The sequence below is a fragment of the Abiotrophia defectiva ATCC 49176 genome (assembly GCF_037041345.1).
Lineage (GTDB): Bacteria > Bacillota > Bacilli > Lactobacillales > Aerococcaceae > Abiotrophia.
In genome coordinates this window covers 452,819-474,397 of the sequence record NZ_CP146287.1, presented here as the reverse complement: position 1 = coordinate 474,397, position 21,579 = coordinate 452,819, and the positions used below count along the sequence as shown (strand labels likewise).

General features: G+C 46.6%; 16 protein-coding genes. 6 read left to right on the top strand and 10 right to left on the bottom strand.

Translation table 11 applies throughout. The annotated features are described in order from the left end of the window. Positions 1–113 precede the first annotated feature (113 nt). The gene (locus V7R82_RS02245; RefSeq protein ID WP_070756074.1) at positions 114–449 is read right to left on the bottom strand and encodes a nucleotide pyrophosphohydrolase; all 336 of its coding nucleotides are present in this window, start codon (positions 447–449) and stop codon (positions 114–116) included. Between the two features lie 9 nt (positions 450–458). Further along, positions 459–1,115, bottom strand: a complete 657-nt coding sequence (locus V7R82_RS02240) for a CpXC domain-containing protein (RefSeq protein WP_070756075.1) — start codon at positions 1,113–1,115, stop codon at positions 459–461. A 340-nt stretch (positions 1,116–1,455) separates the two neighbouring features. Between V7R82_RS02240 and V7R82_RS02235 the strand changes: the two genes are divergently transcribed. The 4 genes from V7R82_RS02235 to V7R82_RS02220 are packed head-to-tail and all read left to right on the top strand — an operon-like array spanning position 1,456 to position 4,135. Next, a complete protein-coding gene (locus V7R82_RS02235; protein WP_314760330.1) occupies positions 1,456–2,343 on the top strand; it encodes an ABC transporter ATP-binding protein in 888 nt (295 codons plus the stop codon). A gap of 1 nt (position 2,344) precedes the next feature. Further along, complete coding sequence (locus tag V7R82_RS02230; protein WP_338543151.1) at positions 2,345–3,214, top strand: ABC transporter permease; 870 nt, start codon at positions 2,345–2,347, stop codon at positions 3,212–3,214. Positions 3,215–3,249: 35 nt separating this feature from the next. Further along, the gene (locus tag V7R82_RS02225; RefSeq protein ID WP_338543149.1) at positions 3,250–3,720 is read left to right on the top strand and encodes a LytTR family DNA-binding domain-containing protein; all 471 of its coding nucleotides are present in this window, start codon (positions 3,250–3,252) and stop codon (positions 3,718–3,720) included. Between the two features lies 1 nt (position 3,721). Then, positions 3,722–4,135 carry a DUF3021 domain-containing protein gene (locus V7R82_RS02220; protein ID WP_338543147.1) on the top strand — a complete coding sequence of 138 codons (414 nt, stop codon included), beginning with the start codon at positions 3,722–3,724 and terminating at the stop codon, positions 4,133–4,135. A gap of 50 nt (positions 4,136–4,185) precedes the next feature. Here the strand turns inward: V7R82_RS02220 and V7R82_RS02215 are convergent, their stop codons facing one another. The 4 genes from V7R82_RS02215 to V7R82_RS02200 all read right to left on the bottom strand — a co-directional run bounded on the left by V7R82_RS02215 (position 4,186) and on the right by V7R82_RS02200 (position 8,808). After that, positions 4,186–4,725: a hypothetical protein gene (locus tag V7R82_RS02215; RefSeq protein WP_338543146.1), complete on the bottom strand. Its 540-nt coding sequence runs from the start codon at positions 4,723–4,725 to the stop codon at positions 4,186–4,188. A gap of 1,288 nt (positions 4,726–6,013) precedes the next feature. Beyond that, complete coding sequence (locus V7R82_RS02210; RefSeq protein ID WP_338543145.1) at positions 6,014–6,838, bottom strand: NUDIX hydrolase; 825 nt, start codon at positions 6,836–6,838, stop codon at positions 6,014–6,016. An 11-nt stretch (positions 6,839–6,849) separates the two neighbouring features. After that, positions 6,850–7,686 (bottom strand): nicotinamide riboside transporter PnuC, encoded by an 837-nt coding sequence (gene pnuC / locus V7R82_RS02205; RefSeq protein ID WP_338543144.1) that lies wholly within the window; start codon positions 7,684–7,686, stop codon positions 6,850–6,852. Between the two features lie 3 nt (positions 7,687–7,689). Further along, the gene (locus V7R82_RS02200; protein ID WP_338543143.1) at positions 7,690–8,808 is read right to left on the bottom strand and encodes an AAA family ATPase; all 1,119 of its coding nucleotides are present in this window, start codon (positions 8,806–8,808) and stop codon (positions 7,690–7,692) included. 284 nt (positions 8,809–9,092) lie between these two features. Between V7R82_RS02200 and V7R82_RS02195 the strand changes: the two genes are divergently transcribed. Beyond that, positions 9,093–9,953: a patatin family protein gene (locus V7R82_RS02195; protein WP_338543142.1), complete on the top strand. Its 861-nt coding sequence runs from the start codon at positions 9,093–9,095 to the stop codon at positions 9,951–9,953. Between the two features lie 12 nt (positions 9,954–9,965). Beyond that, positions 9,966–10,448 carry a low molecular weight protein-tyrosine-phosphatase gene (locus V7R82_RS02190; protein ID WP_338543141.1) on the top strand — a complete coding sequence of 161 codons (483 nt, stop codon included), beginning with the start codon at positions 9,966–9,968 and terminating at the stop codon, positions 10,446–10,448. 199 nt (positions 10,449–10,647) lie between these two features. On the opposite strand, the gene V7R82_RS02185 is transcribed toward V7R82_RS02190, so the two are convergent. The 4 genes from V7R82_RS02185 to V7R82_RS02170 all read right to left on the bottom strand — a co-directional run bounded on the left by V7R82_RS02185 (position 10,648) and on the right by V7R82_RS02170 (position 21,568). Then, entirely contained in the window at positions 10,648–18,078 is a 7,431-nt protein-coding gene (locus V7R82_RS02185; protein WP_338543139.1) for a Cna B-type domain-containing protein, read from the bottom strand. Positions 18,079–18,393: 315 nt separating this feature from the next. Beyond that, the gene (gene mtnN / locus V7R82_RS02180) at positions 18,394–19,107 is read right to left on the bottom strand and encodes a 5'-methylthioadenosine/S-adenosylhomocysteine nucleosidase (protein WP_338543138.1); all 714 of its coding nucleotides are present in this window, start codon (positions 19,105–19,107) and stop codon (positions 18,394–18,396) included. Further along, entirely contained in the window at positions 19,107–19,961 is an 855-nt protein-coding gene (locus V7R82_RS02175; RefSeq protein ID WP_338543136.1) for a MetQ/NlpA family ABC transporter substrate-binding protein, read from the bottom strand. The genes mtnN and V7R82_RS02175 overlap by 1 nt, the downstream gene beginning before the upstream one ends. A gap of 455 nt (positions 19,962–20,416) precedes the next feature. Further along, positions 20,417–21,568, bottom strand: coding sequence for an iron-containing alcohol dehydrogenase (locus V7R82_RS02170; protein WP_338543135.1), 1,152 nt, complete (start codon positions 21,566–21,568; stop codon positions 20,417–20,419). Positions 21,569–21,579 lie beyond the last annotated feature (11 nt).

Sequence of the window (21,579 nt, the reverse complement as noted above, 5' to 3'; positions counted from 1 at the left end):
TATTAGAACTAGTGATTACTTTTCTACAATTCATAGTTTACACCACGTATATGAAAAAGATATGAAAAACTCCACCACATTCTGCGAAGATGTGATTTTAAATATAAAAGAAGCTACTCACTAGCAGCCCCATCTAATTCTGTTGGCGGGGCTGGGTACTTGATGGCATTCTTACGCAGTTTATCCGCAATAATGTCGTCAATATCCAGGCCTAAATTATCTGCCAGCATATAAGTATAGATTAAAACATCTGCTACTTCTTCTTTAATATGTTCTAAATCTTGACTATTAGCTTCCTCAGGCGTCCGCCATTGATAGATTTCCATCAACTCCGCGGCTTCAATCGCAATAGACATAGCCAAATCCTTCTCATTATGATAAGGTCGCCAATGACGTTCATCGCGGAAACGATTGATGGCCGCCATGGTTTCTGAACTTTGTTGATTCATTCTCATCACCTAGTCTTGGTCTTGCTCTAGTTGAGCCATGAGCCATTCCGCCCATTGCTGATTGATGAAGAAGCCGCCACCGTAGCGGGCTAGCTCCTGGGCAAAGCTGTCCTTAGTTAGGTCATACTGGCCTTGGTCAAAGGCTACCGTCGCGACCAATTCTCGGTCATCCCCCAGCAGAAATTGGGCTTTACCTTCCTTGGCCACTTGATAAAGAATATGCTTAATAGGCTGGTCTGGCATTTGTTGGTGGAAACCAGCAAAGACCAAGTATTTTTGTAACTCTACAATGCGGTCATCTAGTCCCGCCTCATGAATTTGAATCTTCTCCCAGAGATTAGGCAAGCCGTGTACAATCCGGATAGTGGTGACAGCCATCTGTTCAGGGGTGAAGGTGTCCTTCAATACTTGCACATCTTCTTCAAAAAAACTAGGATCTGGTTCGTAGAAGAGGACAAGGCCCTTTTGTAAATCTTGATAGAGGAAGCCGTAATCCGCCATGCCCTCATGGCCACACTCAGGACATTTTACTTTGAAAAATTCCCCAGACAGAATGGCTTCACGTTCCGGTGACTGGTCAGTGACATCGATTGTTCCATAGACCTTGACGTCGATTGGTGCCTGACATTGGTGGCAAGCCACTTGCTTCACATCATATTGAGACATTAGGGCACTTCCTTTTAAATTTCTTGACCCTATTATACCATATTAGGCTGGACTTGGCTCGTTAAAAGAAAGCCTAGCGCCCCGTAAAAGCGCTCTCTTTATTAGATTGTTCGCTATCATTTAAGTAAACAAGCCATCCAAAAGATAATCAAAAAAATAACCGACTGATTAAGTATTTTTTGCCAGATAGCCCCCTCCTAAACTCCTTCATTTCCCACTTCTTGCATTTTGGCCCCCCTCTCTTACCACTTAAGCCCCAATTTTGACCACTTAGCTTTTTTATCAAGGCAAGGACCAAAAATCATGATAAGATAAGCCTGTATTAAAGGAGGACACCCCCATGTTAATTCAAACCCAAAACCTAACCAAACGCTACGGCAACAAAACCGTTGTGAATCAACTCAGCCTATCCATCCCTCAAGGTCAATTAGTAGCCCTCTTAGGTCCCAATGGTGCCGGTAAATCCACCACTATTAAGATGCTAACAGGCCTCTTGTCTCCAAGCGAGGGTTCTATTATCTTCCAAGGTCAGCAACTCTCCCGCTCAGACTATCAACGCCAACTAGGCGTGGTCTTCCAAGACAGTATTTTAGACCAAGACCTGACCGTTGGCCAAAACCTCTTAAGTCGGGCCAAATGCTACCGTAACTTTGAAGCCAGTCAGCTAGACTTCCTAATCCAAGTCTTTGAACTCGAGTCAATCTTGAAGCAAAGCTATGGCACCTTATCTGGTGGCCAACGCCGTCGTGTCGACATTGCTCGGGCACTAGTCCACCAGCCTAAATTCCTAATTCTGGATGAGCCCTCAACTGGCTTAGATATTCAGACACGGAATGTCATCTGGGATGCCCTCTTGCGCCTGCGCCAAGAACAAGGACTGACCATCCTCTTAACCACCCACTACTTAGAAGAAGTAGAAAATGCCGACTATGTCTACATTATTGACCACGGCCACTTGATTGCAGCCGACACGGTTAGCCAGCTCAAGGCTCAATATGCCTATGACACCTTAAGCTTAGATCTTGAAGATCCGCAAGCCTTAGCCCAAGAACTCGCCCCCGACTATCAAGTCCGCCTAGATGGCCCGCTCTTGAAGGTTGACCTCAAGCCTGAGCAATCCGTCTGGCCCCTCTTAGATCGTTACCGCCCACTCATTAAGCACTTTGAATACCATCGCGGTAGTGTCGATGACCTCTTTATTAATTTAACCGGAAGGGAGATCCGCTAATATGTTACACTTCACACTTCGTTGCCTACGCCTCTACTTCATCCAAAAGAGTCGTGTCTTCTTCTCACTCTTAGGTGCCCTCATCACCTTCATTCTCTACCTAGCCTTCCTCAAGGATAACATGGCTTCTTCATGGCCACAGTTGCCTGGCGTCAATACCTTCTTGGATTACTGGCTCTTAGGTGGTATCCTAGCAATCGTTGGGGCAACTACTAGCGCAGCAGGCCTCAGTCAAATGGTGGCGGACAAAGAAAAAGGCGTCCTAGCCGACTTCCTCTTAACTGATTTAAGCTATAACCAAATGCAATTTGGCTACTTCCTAGCCAGTGCCCTAATCAGTTTGATTATGCAAGTCCTTGCCCTAGGCTTATTATTTGCCTACTATGCCCTCACAGCGGGCATGACCCTATCAGGCCTGCAATTACTTCAACTCTTGGGCGCTATGGTCTTGTCAGCCCTGGTTTGGACTAGCTTCAATGTCTTACTCTTTGGCTTCGTCACAAGTGTGACCAGCTTCGGCCATGTTATGTTATTACTATCCACTTCCCTTGGCTTCTTCGCTGGCGTCTACTTACCGCTAGGTCTCTTACCACAAGTAAGTCGTTGGGTCATTCAAGTCACACCTGCCCCATACTTCTCCTCCCTTTTCCGTCACATTCTCCTAGCACCAACGCAAGAAGCCATGACCCAGCAAGTGCCTGACTTCATGTTACAACAAATCTTGCGCCATACCGGTGTCGGCTTGGATGTTGGTTTCTTAACCAGCGCTAGCCAGGAAGTCCTCATTCTCTTAGGCTTTGGCCTCCTCTTCCTCATTCTCATGCCAATCTTAGGCAAATTCAGTCGCAAACTAGCCTTACATAGTCTATAATAAGGGGGAAGACGCTGTTTTAGGAGGAAGTCCCTGTGAATATACGATTTGAGCCCAATCCCCAACTCGCCCCTGATACGGTCAATGTGACGGTGGAAGCGGCTAATCTTAACGCGGAGGCTCTGCAAGTCCTGCAGCTTTTGGAAGAAAATCAAAATGCCTCTTCAGGCCTTCCGCGGCTTCCGCTCCTAGTCGATGACAAGACCATCATGGTGGCTAGTCAAGATTTGATTGCCATGGAAGTCTATCAGAATGAGTTGACCGTCTATACCCAACAGGCTACTTACCTAGTCAAAGGCCAGCTCAATAAGATGTTGGAACGCTTAGACGGGCGAGACTTTGTCCAAGTCTCCAAGAGCGCCCTGCTCAATATCAACCATCTGCACACGCTTGAAATGGGATTTTCTGGCAATATGGTAGCCTTAATGACCCACAAAATCAAACTTGGCGTTAGCCGCAAATACCTGCCAGCACTCAAGCAAGCGCTGGGCATGGGAGGGATATAAGATGTTAAAAACACATACCTTAGCCTTCGTCAATGGCCTTCTGATTGGCTCGCTCACCTATCTGCTCTGTACCTTGGTCTTCCTCCGAACCAGCTCCATTAGACCTGCTGAAGTGATTGCAGTGCTTATCATGAGTGGCCTTATCGGCCTTGTCACCCTTCACTATCAGGGGTGGGAAGAAGATCATAACCTAACGCTGGCCCTGTCTCTTCATTTTGCCTCTATCCTAATCATTGTCGGTATCACGGCCCTCTACAATGGCTGGATTAGCTTTACTTGGCAGGAATTGCTGCCTTTTGTTGGTGCTGTTCTAATCATCTACATCTTAGTCTGGCAAGGCATGATTTGGCATCGCCGCTTGGATGTGGCGGCCACCAACCATCTGATTCAAAAACGACGTCAAAAGTCTAACTAGCTATTATTAAAATAAGCCCTCCCTAGAAAATCCTAAGGAGGGCTTGTTTTTTATTGATAGTAAGCTGAACCATTTTGTAAGATTTTACGCTGGCAATAATTTTGTAGGTTCTCTAGCTGGCGTTGATGCTCATCCGTCCCTAGGCGGTAGCTTCTGCCTTGGAAGGTCAGGACCAAATTCAAGCTCTTAACCCGCGTCTGGCCTGTGCGACCCACACGATAACGGTGCATCTTGACCTTGACTAAATCAGACCAGGAATGACGATCTTCGCGATCCCCTACGCTAATAGCAACTTGGCTACCCAAGTCTCGTATGACAACTGGACGGCGCCAGATTTTCTCATAGGCCCACTGAACTAAAGCAGATGACCCTAAAAGCCAAATCACGAAAACTAACAACAATAGGGCTTCATGGGCTCCTTCTGGCGTCCTTTTCCAGAGCAAATCGAGTAGGGAAAGTAGCCCCCAGCCTAGCAAGGACATAAAGGCCAGAATCAGCCCCACAATGGACCAAAAACGCACGCCATAGACATGGCTAACCCGCAAGACCTTGCTGAATTCTAGCTCTTTATTTTCTTGATGTGTCTCCATGTCTGACTCGCCGTCCTTTCATCTAGGCTTATTCTACTCTAGTTCAATCTTTCCAGCAAGTGGTTGACTTGCTTCTCTGTGCCTATTTGGCTTTCTTAGCCTTTTTGCGTCTATTCCTTATTTTACTCTCACAATAATGTTGGAATTTTGTCAAATCTGTTATATATTCATCCGTCCATAGGCGATAGGTTCGCCCTTTGAAAATCAGCAATAGAGTCATGGTCCTGGTTACAGAATAACCACCTCTCTTGTTAGATCCAAACTCCGCCTTGACCTTGCGCAAGTCGTCCCAGGCATGACACCTCTCTCGATGGCCTACCTTAATGGCAATTTGACTCCCTATATCGCGCATGGTAACTGATCGGCGCCAGATTTTGTCATGAGTCCGAATAATCAACGGAGCCGCTATAAAGGGCCAGGCAAGAAGCATACATGAGCCTAAGACTGGCTGCTAGCTTCTGGGTGAGAGCTCAAACAAGAAAAGTAGTCCCCAGCCCACTAAGGACATAAAGATTAGCACCAAGACCAGACCGGACAAAAAACGCACCCCTAAAATTTGGCTAACCCGCAAATCTAGGCTTAATTTCTTCATAGCTCGTTCTCCCGTTCTTTCATCTAGGCTTATTCTACTCTAGTTCAAACTTTCCAGCAAGTGGCCAACTTGCTTCTCTGTGTCTATTTGGCTTTCTTAGACTTTTTGCGTCTATTTCTTATTTTACTCTGGCAATAGCGTTCCAGGCTTCTCAAGTCTTCTATATGATCATCCGTCCCAAGGCGATAGGTCCGCCCTTTGAAAATCAGCACCAGATTTAGACTCATGACGGGAGAGGCGTAGTATCTACTTTGCCCTTCAGTCGACACCTTGACCTTGCGCAGGTCGGCCCAATCATGGCACTTCTCTCGGTGGCCAACCTTAATGGCAATTTGACTGCCGATATCGCGTATGGTAACCGGTCGGAGCCAGAGTATGTCATAAGACCACCGAACCAGAGGAGCCGAGATAAAGGGCCAGGCAAGATAGAAACATACGCTTAAGACTGGCTGCCAGCTTTTGGGGGAGAACTCATATAAGGAAAGTAGCCCCCAGCCCACTAAGGACATAAAGACTAGCAACAAGACTAGAACGGACAAAAACCGCACCCCAAAAATATGGCTAACCCGCAAATCTAGGCTTAATCTCTTCATAGCTAGCTCTACTCTCCTTTCACATAGGCTTATTCTACTCTAATCGCCTCTTTCTAGCAAGAAGAAGACGCAAAAAAAGACCGCCTCAGGCAGTCTTTTCTTGCTAATAAAATGGATTGAGTTGATAAGTGTAGGTTTTGTGACTACGCCCTCGTTTACCGGCACCCGCATGGCCAAATTCCAGGAAGGTCAGATACTTCTCCTGACGCAATCGGAAGGCCGTCATGCCCACATGGCGGAATTGGGGATGATTGAAGACATCGAAGATGGCCCGGACATCCTTAATGGTGAAGGTGCTTGGCAGAAGCGACAGAACCGTCGGATGGTACTCCAACTTATTGGATAGACGTCTCACTGCCTTGGTAATAATCAGCTCGTGGTCGAAGGCCAAGTCATGAATGAAGTCTTGACTTTCACTATCCACTAGTAAGAGAGCTCCTGACTCGGTCACCGAGAGATTAGCCCAGCAAATAGCGCTGGCATCATCCCCTGCCACCGCCTCCTGGCCGCTATCATAGGGTAGGTAGACGATATGGGCCACCGAGACCACCCAGGCGCGTGGATCGCGACCTGGACTGGCAAAGGTCTCCAACTGCTCAATGCGCAGCGGGTCCAAGGCAATATGGGTTTCCTCTAGCACCTCACGAATAGTGGCCTGGGTAGTGTCTTCATCTGGTTCGACAAAGCCACCCGGCAAGGCATAGTGACCCAAGAAAGGATGAGCCTTGCGCTTGATTAAGAGCAATTGCAGCTGGGGCGCCTCCTCTGGGTCGGCCTGATACCAACGTAAGATTACATTGTCTACCGTTAAGGCTGGTTTGGGATAGTTGGGAAATTCCTGTTTTTGGTACCAGGTCAAAAATTCTTCCTGGCTGGCCTCAGTCTCATAATAGTGGTTTTCGGCTTGAGGGTCCTTAAATTCAGGCATGAAGTCCCTCCTTATTGATTGGCCTGAGCTTGTTGAATCCAGCGATACATGCCGACAATGCTGTTTACTGTGAAGAGCAGGTACATGACCACAATATCGACGGAGCCATCAGTGCCCCACCAGAGGTAAATGGAGAAGAGATTGGTAGCAATCCAGAAGAGCCATTGTTCGGCATAGAGCTCGGTCATTAACTTCTGCCCCACCACATTGGTCCCATCAGTCACAGAATCACGGAATGGTCGATTAGCACCGATAGACTTATAGGCTAAGCCCATGAGAAGCCAAACAATGGCAGTTTGAGCTAAAGCAATAATCCAATCCACCAAGCTCATGCGACGGGACTTGACATTAGTAGGTGTGTCTTCTACTTGATGGGTTTGTTCTCGACGCTTACGGTCTGCCATAAGCCAGACATAAAGGCCAATCGGTTGCATAACTACGAAGTAGGCATTAGTTAACACCTCACCATAGAATCCATTACCGATAGCTAAAAATAAGTAAATACTGGTCGTAATGACACCAAAGAAGTAATTGGATTTACGGCCCTCAGCTACCAAAATAACGTTAATAACTCCTGTAATAGAAGCGATAAAGCCTAGCAAGGTTGAATCTGGGTCGCGCAAAGCAACAATAATTGGCACAATGGACATAATGATTAAGTAAGCCCACTCCAGTGGAGTACGGCCCACTACTAAGTCCTCATAAATGGCCTTAACGACGCCAGCAAAGCCTAATTTCTTCGTGTCGCCGGCCAAGATTTTGAGGTTGCGCCCTGTTACCTTATAGCCTGATGTGCAGTAATCGTGGAGTTTGGTCCACTTAGTCTTAAATTTTTCAACAATTGACATGTTCTATACCTCCTGATTCAATAAGCTTGCAATTTCAATTTTGGCTGTTTCATAGAGACTCTCGAAGAAGGTCTGGCCCGGCTTAGGATTACCCAAGTAGACAATCTTGTCAGCCAATCCCGCTTCTTCAAAGAGCTGGATGGTTAGGGAGGTGAAGGCATCGCGGGTTTCTTCATCCGCCATGGTCATATCCCGAACTCCATCGTCCACATAGTTCGATTGTGGTAGGACGACAAAGATTTTGTCCCATTTTTCTTTCTCAATCATGGACTGGTAGACGTCTGTCAAGGCTTGGAAATCTTCCTCAGACAGACTGTCCTTGAGATAGTACTCTGCATAGGCCATGGTAATGGTCGAGTTGGTATCAGCGATGATGAGGCCATTATTGGCCGGCGAGTCAATCAAGTCCGAAGTCTGACGGAACTGGCCGGTAAAGAGATAGGTGTAGTCGTTTTTGTCCAACTCATCATCTAAGACATTGTAACGTTCCTGGTACTCGCGGGCATATTCCGGTGACCAAGGGCAACCGAAGAGACGTGATAAATCCCGCGCCAAGGTGGTCTTACCGTTGGAAGCAGAGCCTGCAATAAGGACATTAGTCGAGAAGAAACGACGGAACGGCTTGGCAATCTGATGCCAATGGGCACGAGGATTATTTCGAATCATGGTCCCTGAAATCTTAATTATGGAACGGTCTACCAGGACTACTTCCCAGTCAGGTCGCAGTTCATTAATCTTATCCTTGTACTCTGTCTCGCCACAATAGACCACAATCTTAGCTGGGCCACTGAAGGTCACATACTGGGCAATGGACTCATCGAGCTTGGCTAGCCACTCTACCCAACCATTAGGATAGACTGGAATATGATTCTCATCTAGCTTATCGACAATGACCAAGTCATCATAGCGGAAAGTCTCACGCGTATAACGAAATCTCTTGCGTAGACTCAGCCCGATTAGATCCCCTCGGTCCCCATCATAACCTGACACGATGGTTAGGACCCCATCATTGTGGCGCTTGGCCTGGTTAATAATATCAATATGCCCAACGTGTAGCGGGGCGAAAGTCCCAAAGACGATACCAAGGGACGTCACATTCTCTAACTTCTTTCGTTTTACCATTCTCTAACCTCTTTTGGCCTATAAAGTTAGATATTAACTTTATTAAAGGCTTAAATTAAGTCAGACCCTCACTAGCACTAAAAAGAAAGATTAATTAAGTCAGAGGCTAACTTAATTTAAATATAACACAATTGAAACATAATGTCTACTGTTTTTCAGAAAAGTCGCTTTATTTCTGAATCAATTTATTATACAATAGTGACATGAATCACTTTAGGCTCGTAGGTGTGTCATGTCTTGTCCCTAATCAAGATGGTGACACCTTCCCATAAAGGAGGCAAAGTATGCGGATAGGCATGGTCTTCGAAGGCGGTGGGATGCGCGGTTTATACACAGCCGGTGTCCTAGATAGTCTAATGACAGCCCAAATCCCAGTAGATGAGATTGTGGCTGTTTCAGCAGGGGCCCTTTTCGGGGCTAATTATCTCAGTGGTCAAATTGGTCGGGCATGGCGTTATAATCGACGCTATCTTGGCGACAAACGTTATATGAGTCTAAGCTCTTGGCTCAAGACTGGTAACTATGTCAACAAGGAATTCGCCTACTACCAAGTCCCTATGATCCTGGATCCTTTCGATAACGAACACTTTAAAGCTTCCCAGGCCCGTTTTCATGCAGTGGTCACCCATGTAGCCAGTGGGAGAGCTGAATACGCCCTAATCGAGGACGTATTTACTCAAATGGAAGTTCTAAGAGCCAGTTCCGCCCTACCCTTCGTCTCTAAAATGATTCAGTTAGACGCTAGCCCTTGTTTAAGTGGTGGCGCCTACCTCGACGGTGGTATTAGTGATAGCATCCCAGTCCATTATGCGCGCCAACTGGGTGTTGATAAGTTGATTGTGGTCCTTACCAGACCCGATTCTTACCGCAAATCCACTCACTCGAACCCATTTTATTCAATGTTCTACCACCGCTTCCCTGCTTTTGTCCAAGCCCTGAAAGAGCGTAACATCCGCTATAATCAGACCTTGAATCAAATTGAAAGCTTGGAAGCACAAGGCGAATTATTCGCCATCCGCCCATCTGCCCACCTTAAAGTTGGCAGATTTGAAAGTGACATCGCCGTATTAGAGTCACTCTACAACTTAGGTCAACAAGATGGACGAAACCAAATAAATCCCCTCAAAATTTACTTACAAATGTAAAAGGAGATATTTATGGTTAAAGTTATATTTGTTTGCTTGGGTAATATCTGCCGATCACCAATGGCAGAAGCCATCTTCAGTCATTTAGTGGCCGAAGCCGGTCTAAGCGACCAAATAGAAATCGATTCTGCTGCAACTAGCCCTTGGGAAATTGGAAAAACGATTCATGAAGGTGCCAATGAGCGTCTTCAAGCCTTAGGAATTCCTACCCCAAAACACGTCGCGCGACAACTAGATATCGAAGATATCAAGGCTGACTATATCATTGGTATGGATGAACCTAACTTACGGGCCATCAATTATCTGATTGGTGCTCGCCCTAGTGGCGAAGTCAATATGCTCTTGCACTATGCTGGAGAAGAAACTCAGATTGCTGACCCTTGGTACACCGAAGACTTTGATACAGCTTTTTCTGAAATCTATCGCGGTTGCCAAGCACTCTTGGCTCACATTCAATCCCGCCATAGTTTTAATCAAGAAGCACCTTCGATTTAATATTGATTTCTTTCCCTAGAAGGACTTGCCTGTGCAGTCAACCTCCTAGTGGTGTTTCTGTAAGCCGACAGATTCACTCTAGCGCTTGGTTGCTTGCCCAGAAAGTCCTTCTAGGGCTTTTTTTATAACAAAAAGCGAGCCCCTTTCCTGTCTATCAGGAAAGGGGCTCGCCCTATTTGATTACTTCCTATTGGAAGTTCTAGTTTTCAGCCTTAACCTTGCGTCCAAAGAAAACAAGTGTCAATGCTAATGTCACGAGGCTAGTTGCTAACCAGAAGGAAGTGTTACTTTCCCCGGTCTTAGGCAAGTGGATGCCTGGGCGCTTGTCGCGCTCATCTGGCTTACTTGCATCAGCAGATTGCTCGCTGACACTAGAGCCTGAATCATTGGAATCTGGATTTGGCGTTACATACGGTTGATAGAGCGCAATTACGCTAACCCCTGATTCATGTTGGAAGACTACCGCAGCCCCTTGTGGTTGGCCTACGAAATCTTTATTTGGTTGGAAGGTCACATGACCGGTTAATGGGTCTAATGTATAGCTACCAATTTCTTTGCCATTATCGTCTAGAGCTGGAACAGTTTTGGCATCTGTTGCTTCTTTGGTAAATGGATCTAGCAAGCGAGCTGGGCGACTAGCACTTGGTACAAGGTCTTGACCACTTGTTTGGTCAGTCGCACCTACCGTAGCAGACTGAGTCTTACCTTGCACGTCTTCCGATTTAGCGTGATTTGGCACGATGTCTAAGACATGCGGTGTGTAAGTCCCCTTAGCTGGAGTCCCATTGATATCAACACGAACCACTACAATTGGGGTCGCTGTCCCAACAAATTCTGGTTCTGGCAAGAAGGTAACCGTCCCATCATTGGCTAGGACATAAGATCCTTGACCCTTAAGAGTCACTCTCTTGCTGCCGTCTTCGAAGGTTGGGTCCGCATCCATATCAATTGGTACTTGGCTGTTACCAGGTGTGAAGCTTGGCTTGCCCGTTTGAATCTGACCCTTGAGACCATAAGACTCTACCTGGTTACCACTTGGCGTTACGCCCGTTACACTTGGCGTGTAAGTAGCAGTCGCTGGTGTGCCGTTAGCGTCTTTAGCTTGAACAGTAACTGGGTCTGGAACCCCTACGAAGTCTTTCTTCGGTTGGAAGGTAACCGTACCAGTCAGTGGGTCTAAGGTGTAGGTCCCGACTTCTTGGCCATCTTTAGTAGCTGGAATGCTAGTTTCAGTCACTGCTTTACCTGCTACTACGAATTGAGCTGGTTGAGCTGCATCAATCTTGATTGGCACATCAGGGTGTCCTGGCGTGAAGCTTGGAGTGCCAGTTTGACTTGCCCCTTGTAAGCCACTTGAAGTTGCTGGACTTCCACTTGGCGTTACCGCCGTAACGATTGGGGTGTAAGTAGCAGTGGCCACCGTGCCGTTGACGTCTTGGCGTTTGACAGTGACTGGGTCTGCTGTCCCGACGAAGGATTTTTCAGGCACGAAGGTCACAGTGCCATCTTTGGCAACCGTGTAAGTTCCTTGCCCTTCTACCTTCTTCTCAGTAGAACCATCTTCGAAAGTAGCGGCTACCGTATCATCCATTGGCACCTTATCTGACCCTGGTATAAAGACAAGGGTAGCAGATTGGGTCTTACCTTGAATGTCGGTTGTGGTTTGATTGTCACCACGAGGTACAACGGCTGTAACGGTTGGGGTGTAGCTTGCCTTGGCTGGCGTGCCGTTAGCATCTTTGACCTCCACTTGGATTGGATCTGGGGTACCAACAAAGTCCTTGTTAGGTTGGAAGGTGACGGTCCCAGTCTTAGAATCGATAGTGTAGGTCCCCACGGTCTTGCCGTCTTTGACAGCTGGTAAGCTGGTTTCATTGACTGCTTGACCTGTTGTAGGATCTACCAAGCGAGCAGGTTGCTCATCATTAATGGTAATTGGCACATCTGCATGGCCCGCTTCAAAGCTTGGCGTACCTGTTTGGGCTTGACCTTGCAAGCCTTCTGAAGTGACGCTAGTTCCGGTTGGAGTGACTGGTGTCACGGTTGGGGTGTAAGTTGCGGAAACGGCTACCCCGTTAGGATCTAGCACTTGGATAGTAGCTGGTTGAGCTGTCCCTACAAAGTCCTTGTTAGGTTGGAAGGTAATCAAGCCTGTCTCAGGAGTGAGTGTATAGGTCCCGATAACCTTGCCGTCTTTATCCTTAGCGTCGATTTGGCTAGCATCTGAGACTGCACCATCAACCACAAATTTGGCTGGGTTTTGCGCAGAAACTTGGATAGCTTGATCCGCCCCACCATTGTTAGGGTCTGGGTTGTAGGTGAATTCTGGCTGGCCAGTTTGAGCCTTACCTTGGATATCTTGACTTACCTTGTCAAGGCCTTGACGGCTAGTTGGCAAGACGGTTGGTGTGTAGTTAGCTCTTGCTGGCGTCCCGTTGGCATCCTTAACTTGAACTGTCACAGAATCTGGTGTCCCCACGAAATCAGCTTTAGGTTGGAAGGTTACTTGACCTGTCTTAGGATCTAAGGTGTAGGTTCCAACTTCTTTGCCATCCTTAGTAGCTGGCAGGCTGGTTTCAGTCACTGCTTGGCCACCAACATAGAATTGTGCAGGTTGCTGATCGTTAATGGTGATTGGCACCTTGGCATCCCCTGGCGTAAAGACAGGTTGACCAGTTTGGCTAGCCCCTTGGAGGCCACTTGAGGTAACGTCCTTACCAGAAGGCGTCACGCCCGTTACATGTGGTTGATAAGTGGCGGTGACTGTCACATCATTAGTGTCATGCGCTTGGATAGTTGCTGGAACTGGGGTTCCTACATAATCCTTATGCGGCGTGAAGGTCACTTGACCTGTCTCAGAGTTGAGCTTGTAGGTCCCGATCGTTTTACCATCGGTATCCTTGGCATCAATTTCTTTTTCTTGAACTACTTGACCGTCAACTACAAAGACTAGACTGTTCTCTACCAATGGCACAGTAACAGCTTGACCGTCAATTTGTGCTTGGCCTGGTGCGAAGCTTACGGTCCCATCTTGTACTTGACCCTGTATATCAGTGGTTTCAGCGTTTGCTGAAGTTGGGGTTGCATCGACAACGGTTGGGGTGTAGGTCGCTTCAGCTGGCGTTCCGTTCTTATCCACACGGACGACGGTCACGGCTTTAGCTTGACCCACGAAGTTCTTCTCAGGAAGGAAAGTAACCGTTCCATCAGCTGCCACAGTGTAAGTCCCTTGGTTGTCTACCTTGAGGCTTTCGACCAATTGACCTTGGGCATCCTTAAGTTTAGCAGGCACCTGATCATCCATTGGCACATCTGCATGGCCTGGTTGGAAGGTTACTTGCTTGCTTTGGCTAGCGCCACGAATACCGGTTGAGGTCGCAGGTACCCCGACTGGTTTTACGCCTGTAACATGTGGAGTGTAAGTTGCCACTGCAGGCGTTCCGTTCTCATCCTTAGCTTGGACTTGAACTGGTACTGGGTCACCTACAAAGTCCTTATTAGGTTGGAAGGTTACCTGACCATTTTGGTTGAGCGTGTAGGTCCCGATTTCTTTACCGTTAGCATCTTTGGCAGGGATGGTGGTCTCAGTTGAAGCTTGACCATCTACCAAGAATTGGAGAGAGTTAGCCGCAATAGGCACAGAATAATCTTTGCCATCTACTGCGGTCGTCCCTGGGGTAAAGGTTAATTGCCCTACCTGTTCTTTGCCTTGAATATCAGTTGTTTCAGCATCCTGTGCACTTGGTTTGACGCCTAGGACATTTGGTGTGTAAGTTGCGGTGGCTGTCGTACCATTTTCATCTTCTACCTGGACAGTTACTGGGTCAGGCTGACCGGTAAAGTCTTTCTTCGGTTGGAAGGTCACTTTGCCACTTGCTTGATCAAGAGTGTAGGTCCCGACTTCTTGACCATTCTTCATGGCCGGTGTAGTCGTCTGCTCAATCACTTGACCCCCTACAACTAAACGGTAACTGTTAGGCTTCAAATCGACTTTAACGGGACTACCATCGATAGTGACGGTCCCTGGCGTGTAGGTCGGCGTGCCGGTTTGGCTAGCGCCCTGAATACCTTCAGAGGTTACATCTTTTCCACTTGGAATTGGCAATTTATTAGTAATAACCGTCGTATTTCCTTCAGATTTAACTTCCTTATAGTAACCCGCAGGCACTTCTACTTCATCTGCACTATAGATATAAGGACGTCCATTATTAACTGAAGGTACATCTGGAATGCTAATTTGCCACTTATCATTTTCAGTAATGTCGAGTGGGTCACGATAATTTTGGCCGTCTTGCTTGAGTTGCACCTTAATCGGCTTCCGTTTGCCTAGACGGTTATTATCATCTTCCCATTCCTTCTTAACATAGTAGGTGCGTACCTTACGTTCATTGATAATGGTATAAGTATGCTCATCTTCACCTTCAGCAGGATTACTTGGATCATTAATTGACATGACAGTATAATCGAGGCCATATCGTTCTGGTAGAACCTCACGGACATCGTAGTCTGGAACCTCAGGGTCTAAGAGCTCACCATTTGCTAGACGCTTGAAGACTCCTTGCCAATTATTGGCTTCATTGAGGATCAAGGTAGCCAAGACATCTCGTGGGCTAGTTTTACGGAAGAGTTCAAAAACTACTTGGTCTAGGTTCTTATCATTAATCCACTTCTTGGCAACCGGGATATAGTGAGGCAATTGGTTGACTACCGCATTGGTATCACCAAAGCTGGTCAGATCATTCGCGTCCCGGTTAGTAGAGAAGAAGTTAGTTGCCTTCTCACGATTAATGTAGCCATTAGTATAAGCTGGCGCCTTCATTGGCACATCAAAGTTAATGATTTCGCCTGGCTCAACCACTTGGCCTTGGTTCAAGACAATCTTGATAGCTGTTACCTGGGTAAAATCAGCTACCTGATCTGCTGTCATCCAACCGTCACGCCCTACTTCTTGTGCTGCATTCTTAGTCATGTCAGCCGCAGTGTGGTAGTAGACAGTGTACTTGGCAGGAACATTGAGTGGTCCTGTAAGCAGGTTAGAGAATTTACTTGTATTAACATCCCCGCTATATGGTAGACGGTCATACAAGACAAAGTGTTTCATCGGTAAGACAGAGAAGTTCCGAGTCTGCAAGCGATAATCAAAAGCTTCATCATAATCGGTTAAGACTGGGTTTGTATGGAAGCTTTGGCCTGCCTTACGGATGTACTTGGTAGAAGCAATTTCAGATGGAAGGTTAACCGTAGTTTTTGAAGTAGCCCCCACTAACTGAGCCGGTGTCTTACCATCAACTTGAATATTGAACTTATTATCTACTAATGTTGTTGATTTTACCCCATCTGGAAGTGGATCATACTCATCAGAAATAAAGTAAGCATGGTTATCTTCATTATTAGTAGGTGTTTGAATTTTGGTTGGAATAGCCCCTTCATTGATAGTCCCTTCCACTAAAATTGGGAAGTTAGGCTTAACATCAGAGAAGGCCGGAATAGTTCCTAGGTCAATAATGACGGCGGTACGACCTGAGCCATTATAGTTCTCAACGACTTCAACATTCTTAATCTTGCCCTTGTCTGCCGCTAATTCTTCAGTAGCACTCTTAAAGGTCACCCCTTGAGGCAGGATATCAATGAACTTAGCATTGCGGTAGGCACGTGCTGGTGACACTACGAAGTTAGAGAAGACTAGGCGATAGACAACTCGCTCACCTAAGGTCCCCGTTTGGTTTACGGTAGTAGTCTTGTTGAATTGTACTGTTTCTTCCAATGTATCAGCCAACATCCGGGCATTAGCACTTAATTGCTTTGGTTTGACTTCAGAGCCGTCTTCCGTCTCTAAAGCGATATCTAGGGTAGCTACGTTGTTATAGAACTTATTCTCTGTCAGGGCCTTAGTATTATAAGGATCTAAGAGACGAGTCCGGTATTGCAAAGCAAAGCCTGTGGTTGGCATGTGTTTCTGACCGGCAGGCAGCTTAATCCGAATCCCCTTATATTTACGAGTAGCAGCTACGGCTTGAGTATCTTCAATTTCGCCACTTTGAACCTTGGCTACCTGTTCTTGGACTTGGGCCCAAGCTTGGGCATCAATGTTCTCAATGGAACGTTTGGTACGCGATAGGGTATCGATATAAGTTTCACTACCATCTTCAGCCACCGCATAAATGTCTAGTGGGATGTTCAAAGTTCCACTAACGGTCAAGCTATATGGATACATACGTTCATCTAATTGAGTATCTTCCATTACTAGTTGCGATACAGGCAGAGCCGAAGTATTCCGGAAGGCTAAGCTCCAGAAAGCCTCCACTAAGTGGTTAGCCTGAGGCTGCAAGCGAATCCGACCACTATTATTGGCAATCTTCCGGAACATCCCCGCAGGAACTAATTCACTGGTCAAGGTGAAAGGCACATCGTCTGTCAAGACAGTATCGGGTTCTGACGGCCCTTTTTGGTAAGGGGTCATGGTCAATTCTACATTATTACTGTGGACGATTTGCTTATTACCATTTTTAAACTTAGCATTAGGGAATGACAAGCGTAGACGAACATTCCGTAAGGTTGTCTCTGCCCCACCAGAAGCTGGGTCTGGGTTGGTTACAGTATAAGAAACCGTGCCATCACCATTGTTGGTCCAACCTGGGTTTTTGGCTGGGTCGAAGGTAGCTGTCAGCGTTTGACCACCGACGCCCTCATAGGTAGGCAAGGTATCCTTGATGACAATGGTCTCGTAGGACCGGTAGGTCTGATTAGCCCGATACTCTTGGATAGTTTGGTTGGTAATGCCTTGAGGTGATAGGAAGAAATAGAATGGCACGTCAGAGGCTTTATCATTGAGATAGTCTCCCCCATCCGTTTCCCCACCATAGATATCTTGTTGGACGAACATGTCCAAGGTATTAGCTTTAACTAGCTTTTGGAGTTGCGGTTTATCTGCTTTGACATTAAAGGTCAAGTCAGAGGATGGGCCCGCAACCACTCGATTGTCTGCTTGCCGAACGGCTACTCGCGGTTGGACGCTATAACCATCTGGCGTCAGGCGATCCTTAAACTTAATACTGAAGGGGAAAGAACCTGATGTAGTTCGCTCAATATTATTAAGCGCAACTTTTAACACATAGTTCTCACCATCTTGAGTTAAGACCCCTGCTTCTTTGGCGATACCACCTGCAGTCGCTGCCATTGTTTCAACATACTTGGCTGGTACGCGAATCTCAACAAAGGCGCCCTCTAAGGTATCATTGAGTCCTGATCCATCAACTGATACTTCCCCAACGTGGGAACTGGTCGTGTACTTAGCATCGGTCCCTGTGTTGTTGTTAAGGGTCATTTTCAAGACACCGTTCACTTCCGCAGAACGCAATTTTGTAGAACCTGACTCACTGCTAGATTCCTGACTGGATTCTTCCTGAGCTGGAACTGCAGGTTCTTGGTTGTCTGGCGCTGGAGTTGGAGTCACCTCCTCCACTTTGCTTTCTTCTGAGTTTGCTGGAGCTACGATAGGGGTCGTAGTGCTGTCCTCAGCGCTTACTTCTTGTGCATAAGTAACTACTGTTGGAAAAAGCGAGCCTAAAACTAAGAGGACTACTGCCATCAGCTGGTAAAACTTACGCATGAACTGACTTGTCAATTTCATTAAATCCTTCCTTTCTTTCAGAATCATTACGAACAAAAAAATCTATCGACAACTCATTATACACCATCATAACAGCATTTCCAATAGCTCATATTAAAATTCCAAAGGCAATATTCGCTACTAATTTTAGTGGATTGTTATGATATTGTAACGATAGTAATAGTATGGACAAGTGAATCGTGAATTAGTGCCACATACTCACTGTTTTTTCTCACTATTTTTCTCTTATAGTTCATAATAAAAGCAAGAAACATAGCATTTATCCATACAAATAATGCCTACAAAAAAACGGGGCTGTCCGCCCCGCAATTTTTCTTAAATTATTTGTGTAAGGACGGTCAGCACCGCATCATAAGCATTCTGGGCAGCCAGCGCCAGACTATCCTTGAAGAGTTGTGGGGCCTGGGCGCCAACATGATCAGAGATGCCCCGAATGTTGAGAACCTGACAAGCTGAACTTGCCAGGACCTGAGCTAGGGCGGCACTTTCCATATCAGAAGCTAGGAGGCCTGGTTGCCGTTCCAGGATTTCCGCTATCCTCTGAGAATCGCTCATAAAAGAATCCGACGTCGCAATGGTGCCCACATGAACCTGATAGGACTTGCCTGCCCCTTGGAAATGAGCCAGCAGATTAGTCAGCAAGTCAGCTACGACCGGGTAATCAGCTGGCATTTGTGGGACCTGCCCCCAAGCGTAATTGAAGCCTGTGGCATCCACATCGCTATAGACAAAACGGTCACTGATGACTACGTCACCTAAGGCCACGCTTGGCTCAAAACACCCCGTCGACCCAGTATTAATGACTAGGTCTGGCCCTACTTGGCTTAAGAGCCAGGCAGCGCAGGCGGCAGCATTAGCCTTACCAATACCAGACTCTACCAAGTAAAGCTGACTAATCCCCGTTCCTTCAGGTGGGTTGACTGCTTCTATGCGAGTCTTAGCCTGTTCAAAGACTAGCTGCTTGGCCCCAAAATGTTGGCGGAAAGGCGCCAACTCTTCCTGCATGGCCGCTACGATGGCTACTTTCATTATTCGGCTTCCTTCCAGACATCTTTAATGTCTTTTTTCACTTCTACCTTGGTACCCTGGAACTTTTCCTTGATGAATTCTTGGACCTTAGGAGTGTGGTAGAGTTCCACTAGTTTAAGTAGATTCTCGTCTTTTTCGCGGCCTTTCTTGACGGCGATAACGTTAATGCGTGACTTGGTTGAGTCGTTAATTTCTTCCTTGTAGATGGCATCCTTGAGAACGTTAAGGCCGCCTTCCAAAGCAATGGTGTTCCCGATAATGGAGAGGTCCACATCGTCTAAGACACGAACCGCTGTGGTGTCATCAATTAATTTGAATTCTAACTTCTTAGGGTTTTCAATGACATCATCGGGGGTCCCCACGCCATCATCAAAGTCAGGTTTGAGCTTGATTAGCCCAGCTGATTCAAGCAAGCGCAAAGCTCGAGTAGTGTTGGCTGGGTTATCAGCCAAGGCCACCACAGCCCCTTCCTTGACTTCCTCAATCTTCTTATATTTCTTAGAATAAATCCCCATCGGCTCGATATAGGTGGTCCCAATCGGAACCAATGCATTGTCGGATTCCTTGTTGAAGGCGTCTAAGTAGCCCAAAGATTGGAAGGCATTGGCATCCACGATACCATCCGCTACAGACTTGTTAAGTGGCAAGCCTCCATCAATTTCTTTGACCTCAATCTCTAAACCTGCTTTCTTGGCTTCTTCTGACTCAGCAATGAACTTCCAGACATCGTAGTCAGAGCCAATACTGCTGACCGTGACCTTAGTCGCAGCGGATGCAGGCAGGGCCGCGCCAAATAAGCTAAGGGCAGCGAGTGTGGTAAGGGTGACTTTCTTGGCAAAACTTTTAATGGACATATGTGATTCTCCTTTGATGGCTGTTTTTTTGACGGGAGAAGACAAAAAAAGCCCGTCCTCCCCTAGGGAAAAGGACGAGCGTCACTCGTGGTACCACCTTCATTCACCCTGCCGTCACCGACAAGGCCTCTGTGAGTCCGCTAGGACTCTGTCATGGTAACGGGTGCCCCCGTGCGTTGGTTTAAGCCAAGCGCCCACTCTGAGACCATTTGTAAGGAGATCCTAGGCTTGCTTCCACCCGCTACAAGCTCTCTAGACAAGGATTGATCCCTACTCTTCTCTTCAACGTGTTTCCTATGTTTTCACTATACCTAAGTCCCAAGCCAGGGTCAAGCTATGCTGTTAGACGAAAAATCTAGCATGTGTTATAGGAAAAAATTATAACCACTCCATAAACTAAGACAAGCACCCCAACTTGGCCATGGGGTGCTTGTCAATCTTTATCTAGTTAGGTCCTAGAAGAGTTCCTTATAGAAGGCAATGGTTTCTTCCAAGGTTGGGGTGAATGGGTTACCTGGTGCGCAGGCATCAATCATCGCATTCTTGGATAGATATTCGAAGTCGAAGTCTTTTTCTTCAATACCTAGTTCGGTTAACTTCTTAGGAATACCCACTGTTTCAGACAATTTTTCGATTTCGCTAATGGCATAATCAGCACACTCTTGGTCTGACTTGCCTTCAACTTGTAAACCTAAAGCTTTGGCCACATCACGGAAGGCAGCTGGTACGCGCTTAGCATTTTCACGTTCAATCACTGGTAATAACATGGCACAGCAGACACCGTGTGGTAAATGATAAACTGCCCCTAGTTGGTGAGCCATGGAGTGTACGTAACCTAAACCAGCGTTGTTGAAGGCCATACCACCTAAGAAGATAGCGTTGACCATGCCTTCACGGGCTTCGATATCATGCCCATCCTTGACTGCTCGTGGCAAGAATTCCTTGATCAATTCGATTGCCCCGATCGAGAGTTTCTTGGTGACGCCATAAGCACCCGGTGTTACCAAGGCTTCTACCGCGTGAGTCAAGGCGTCCATACCGGTTGCAGCCGTTAGAGCTGCTGGTTTAGATACCATTAATTCAGGGTCGTTAACAGAGATCAGCGCCAAACTATTCTTGTCAACCATGACCATTTTAACCTTACGTTCTTCGTCGGTAATGACATAGTTAATGGTAATTTCAGCAGAAGTCCCAGCTGTTGTATTAATGGCAACAACTGGCAAACCTTTCTTAGCTGATTTGTGCAAACCTTCGTAGTCTTGAGGCTTACCACCATTGGTTGCCATAACTGAGATACAGCTAGCTGCGTCTTGTGGTGAACCACCACCGAGCGAAATAATGAAGTCGCAGTTGTTTTCTTGCAAGGCCTTAAGACCATCCCAGACATTCTTACATGAAGGGTTAGGATCGACATCTGAGAAAACTACATAGTTGATTCCTTCTGCATCTAAAGGTTTAGTCACCTTAGGTAAGATATCGCTAGAAGCAATGAAAGTATCCGTTACTAAGAGAGCTTTCTTGTAGCCTAATTCTTTGACGTAAGAACCAACCTCATTAATCACCCCTCTACCGATTAAGTTAATAGCTGGTACATAAAATGTTGACATAATTGTTCACT

Excerpts from the sequence above, each read along its gene's own strand:
- V7R82_RS02170 (WP_338543135.1), bottom strand. The coding sequence starts at position 21,568 with ATGTCAACATTTTATGTACCAGCTATTAACTTAATCGGTAGAGGGGTG.
- V7R82_RS02245 (WP_070756074.1), bottom strand. The coding sequence starts at position 449 with ATGAATCAACAAAGTTCAGAAACCATGGCGGCCATCAATCGTTTCCGC.
- V7R82_RS02185 (WP_338543139.1), bottom strand. The coding sequence starts at position 18,078 with ATGAAATTGACAAGTCAGTTCATGCGTAAGTTTTACCAGCTGATGGCA.
- V7R82_RS02215 (WP_338543146.1), bottom strand. The coding sequence starts at position 4,725 with ATGGAGACACATCAAGAAAATAAAGAGCTAGAATTCAGCAAGGTCTTG.
- V7R82_RS02195 (WP_338543142.1), top strand. The coding sequence starts at position 9,093 with ATGCGGATAGGCATGGTCTTCGAAGGCGGTGGGATGCGCGGTTTATAC.
- V7R82_RS02230 (WP_338543151.1), top strand. The coding sequence starts at position 2,345 with ATGTTACACTTCACACTTCGTTGCCTACGCCTCTACTTCATCCAAAAG.
- V7R82_RS02200 (WP_338543143.1), bottom strand. The coding sequence starts at position 8,808 with ATGGTAAAACGAAAGAAGTTAGAGAATGTGACGTCCCTTGGTATCGTC.
- pnuC (WP_338543144.1), bottom strand. The coding sequence starts at position 7,686 with ATGTCAATTGTTGAAAAATTTAAGACTAAGTGGACCAAACTCCACGAT.
- V7R82_RS02220 (WP_338543147.1), top strand. The coding sequence starts at position 3,722 with ATGTTAAAAACACATACCTTAGCCTTCGTCAATGGCCTTCTGATTGGC.
- mtnN (WP_338543138.1), bottom strand. The coding sequence starts at position 19,107 with ATGAAAGTAGCCATCGTAGCGGCCATGCAGGAAGAGTTGGCGCCTTTC.
- V7R82_RS02235 (WP_314760330.1), top strand. The coding sequence starts at position 1,456 with ATGTTAATTCAAACCCAAAACCTAACCAAACGCTACGGCAACAAAACC.
- V7R82_RS02210 (WP_338543145.1), bottom strand. The coding sequence starts at position 6,838 with ATGCCTGAATTTAAGGACCCTCAAGCCGAAAACCACTATTATGAGACT.
- V7R82_RS02175 (WP_338543136.1), bottom strand. The coding sequence starts at position 19,961 with ATGTCCATTAAAAGTTTTGCCAAGAAAGTCACCCTTACCACACTCGCT.
- V7R82_RS02190 (WP_338543141.1), top strand. The coding sequence starts at position 9,966 with ATGGTTAAAGTTATATTTGTTTGCTTGGGTAATATCTGCCGATCACCA.
- V7R82_RS02240 (WP_070756075.1), bottom strand. The coding sequence starts at position 1,115 with ATGTCTCAATATGATGTGAAGCAAGTGGCTTGCCACCAATGTCAGGCA.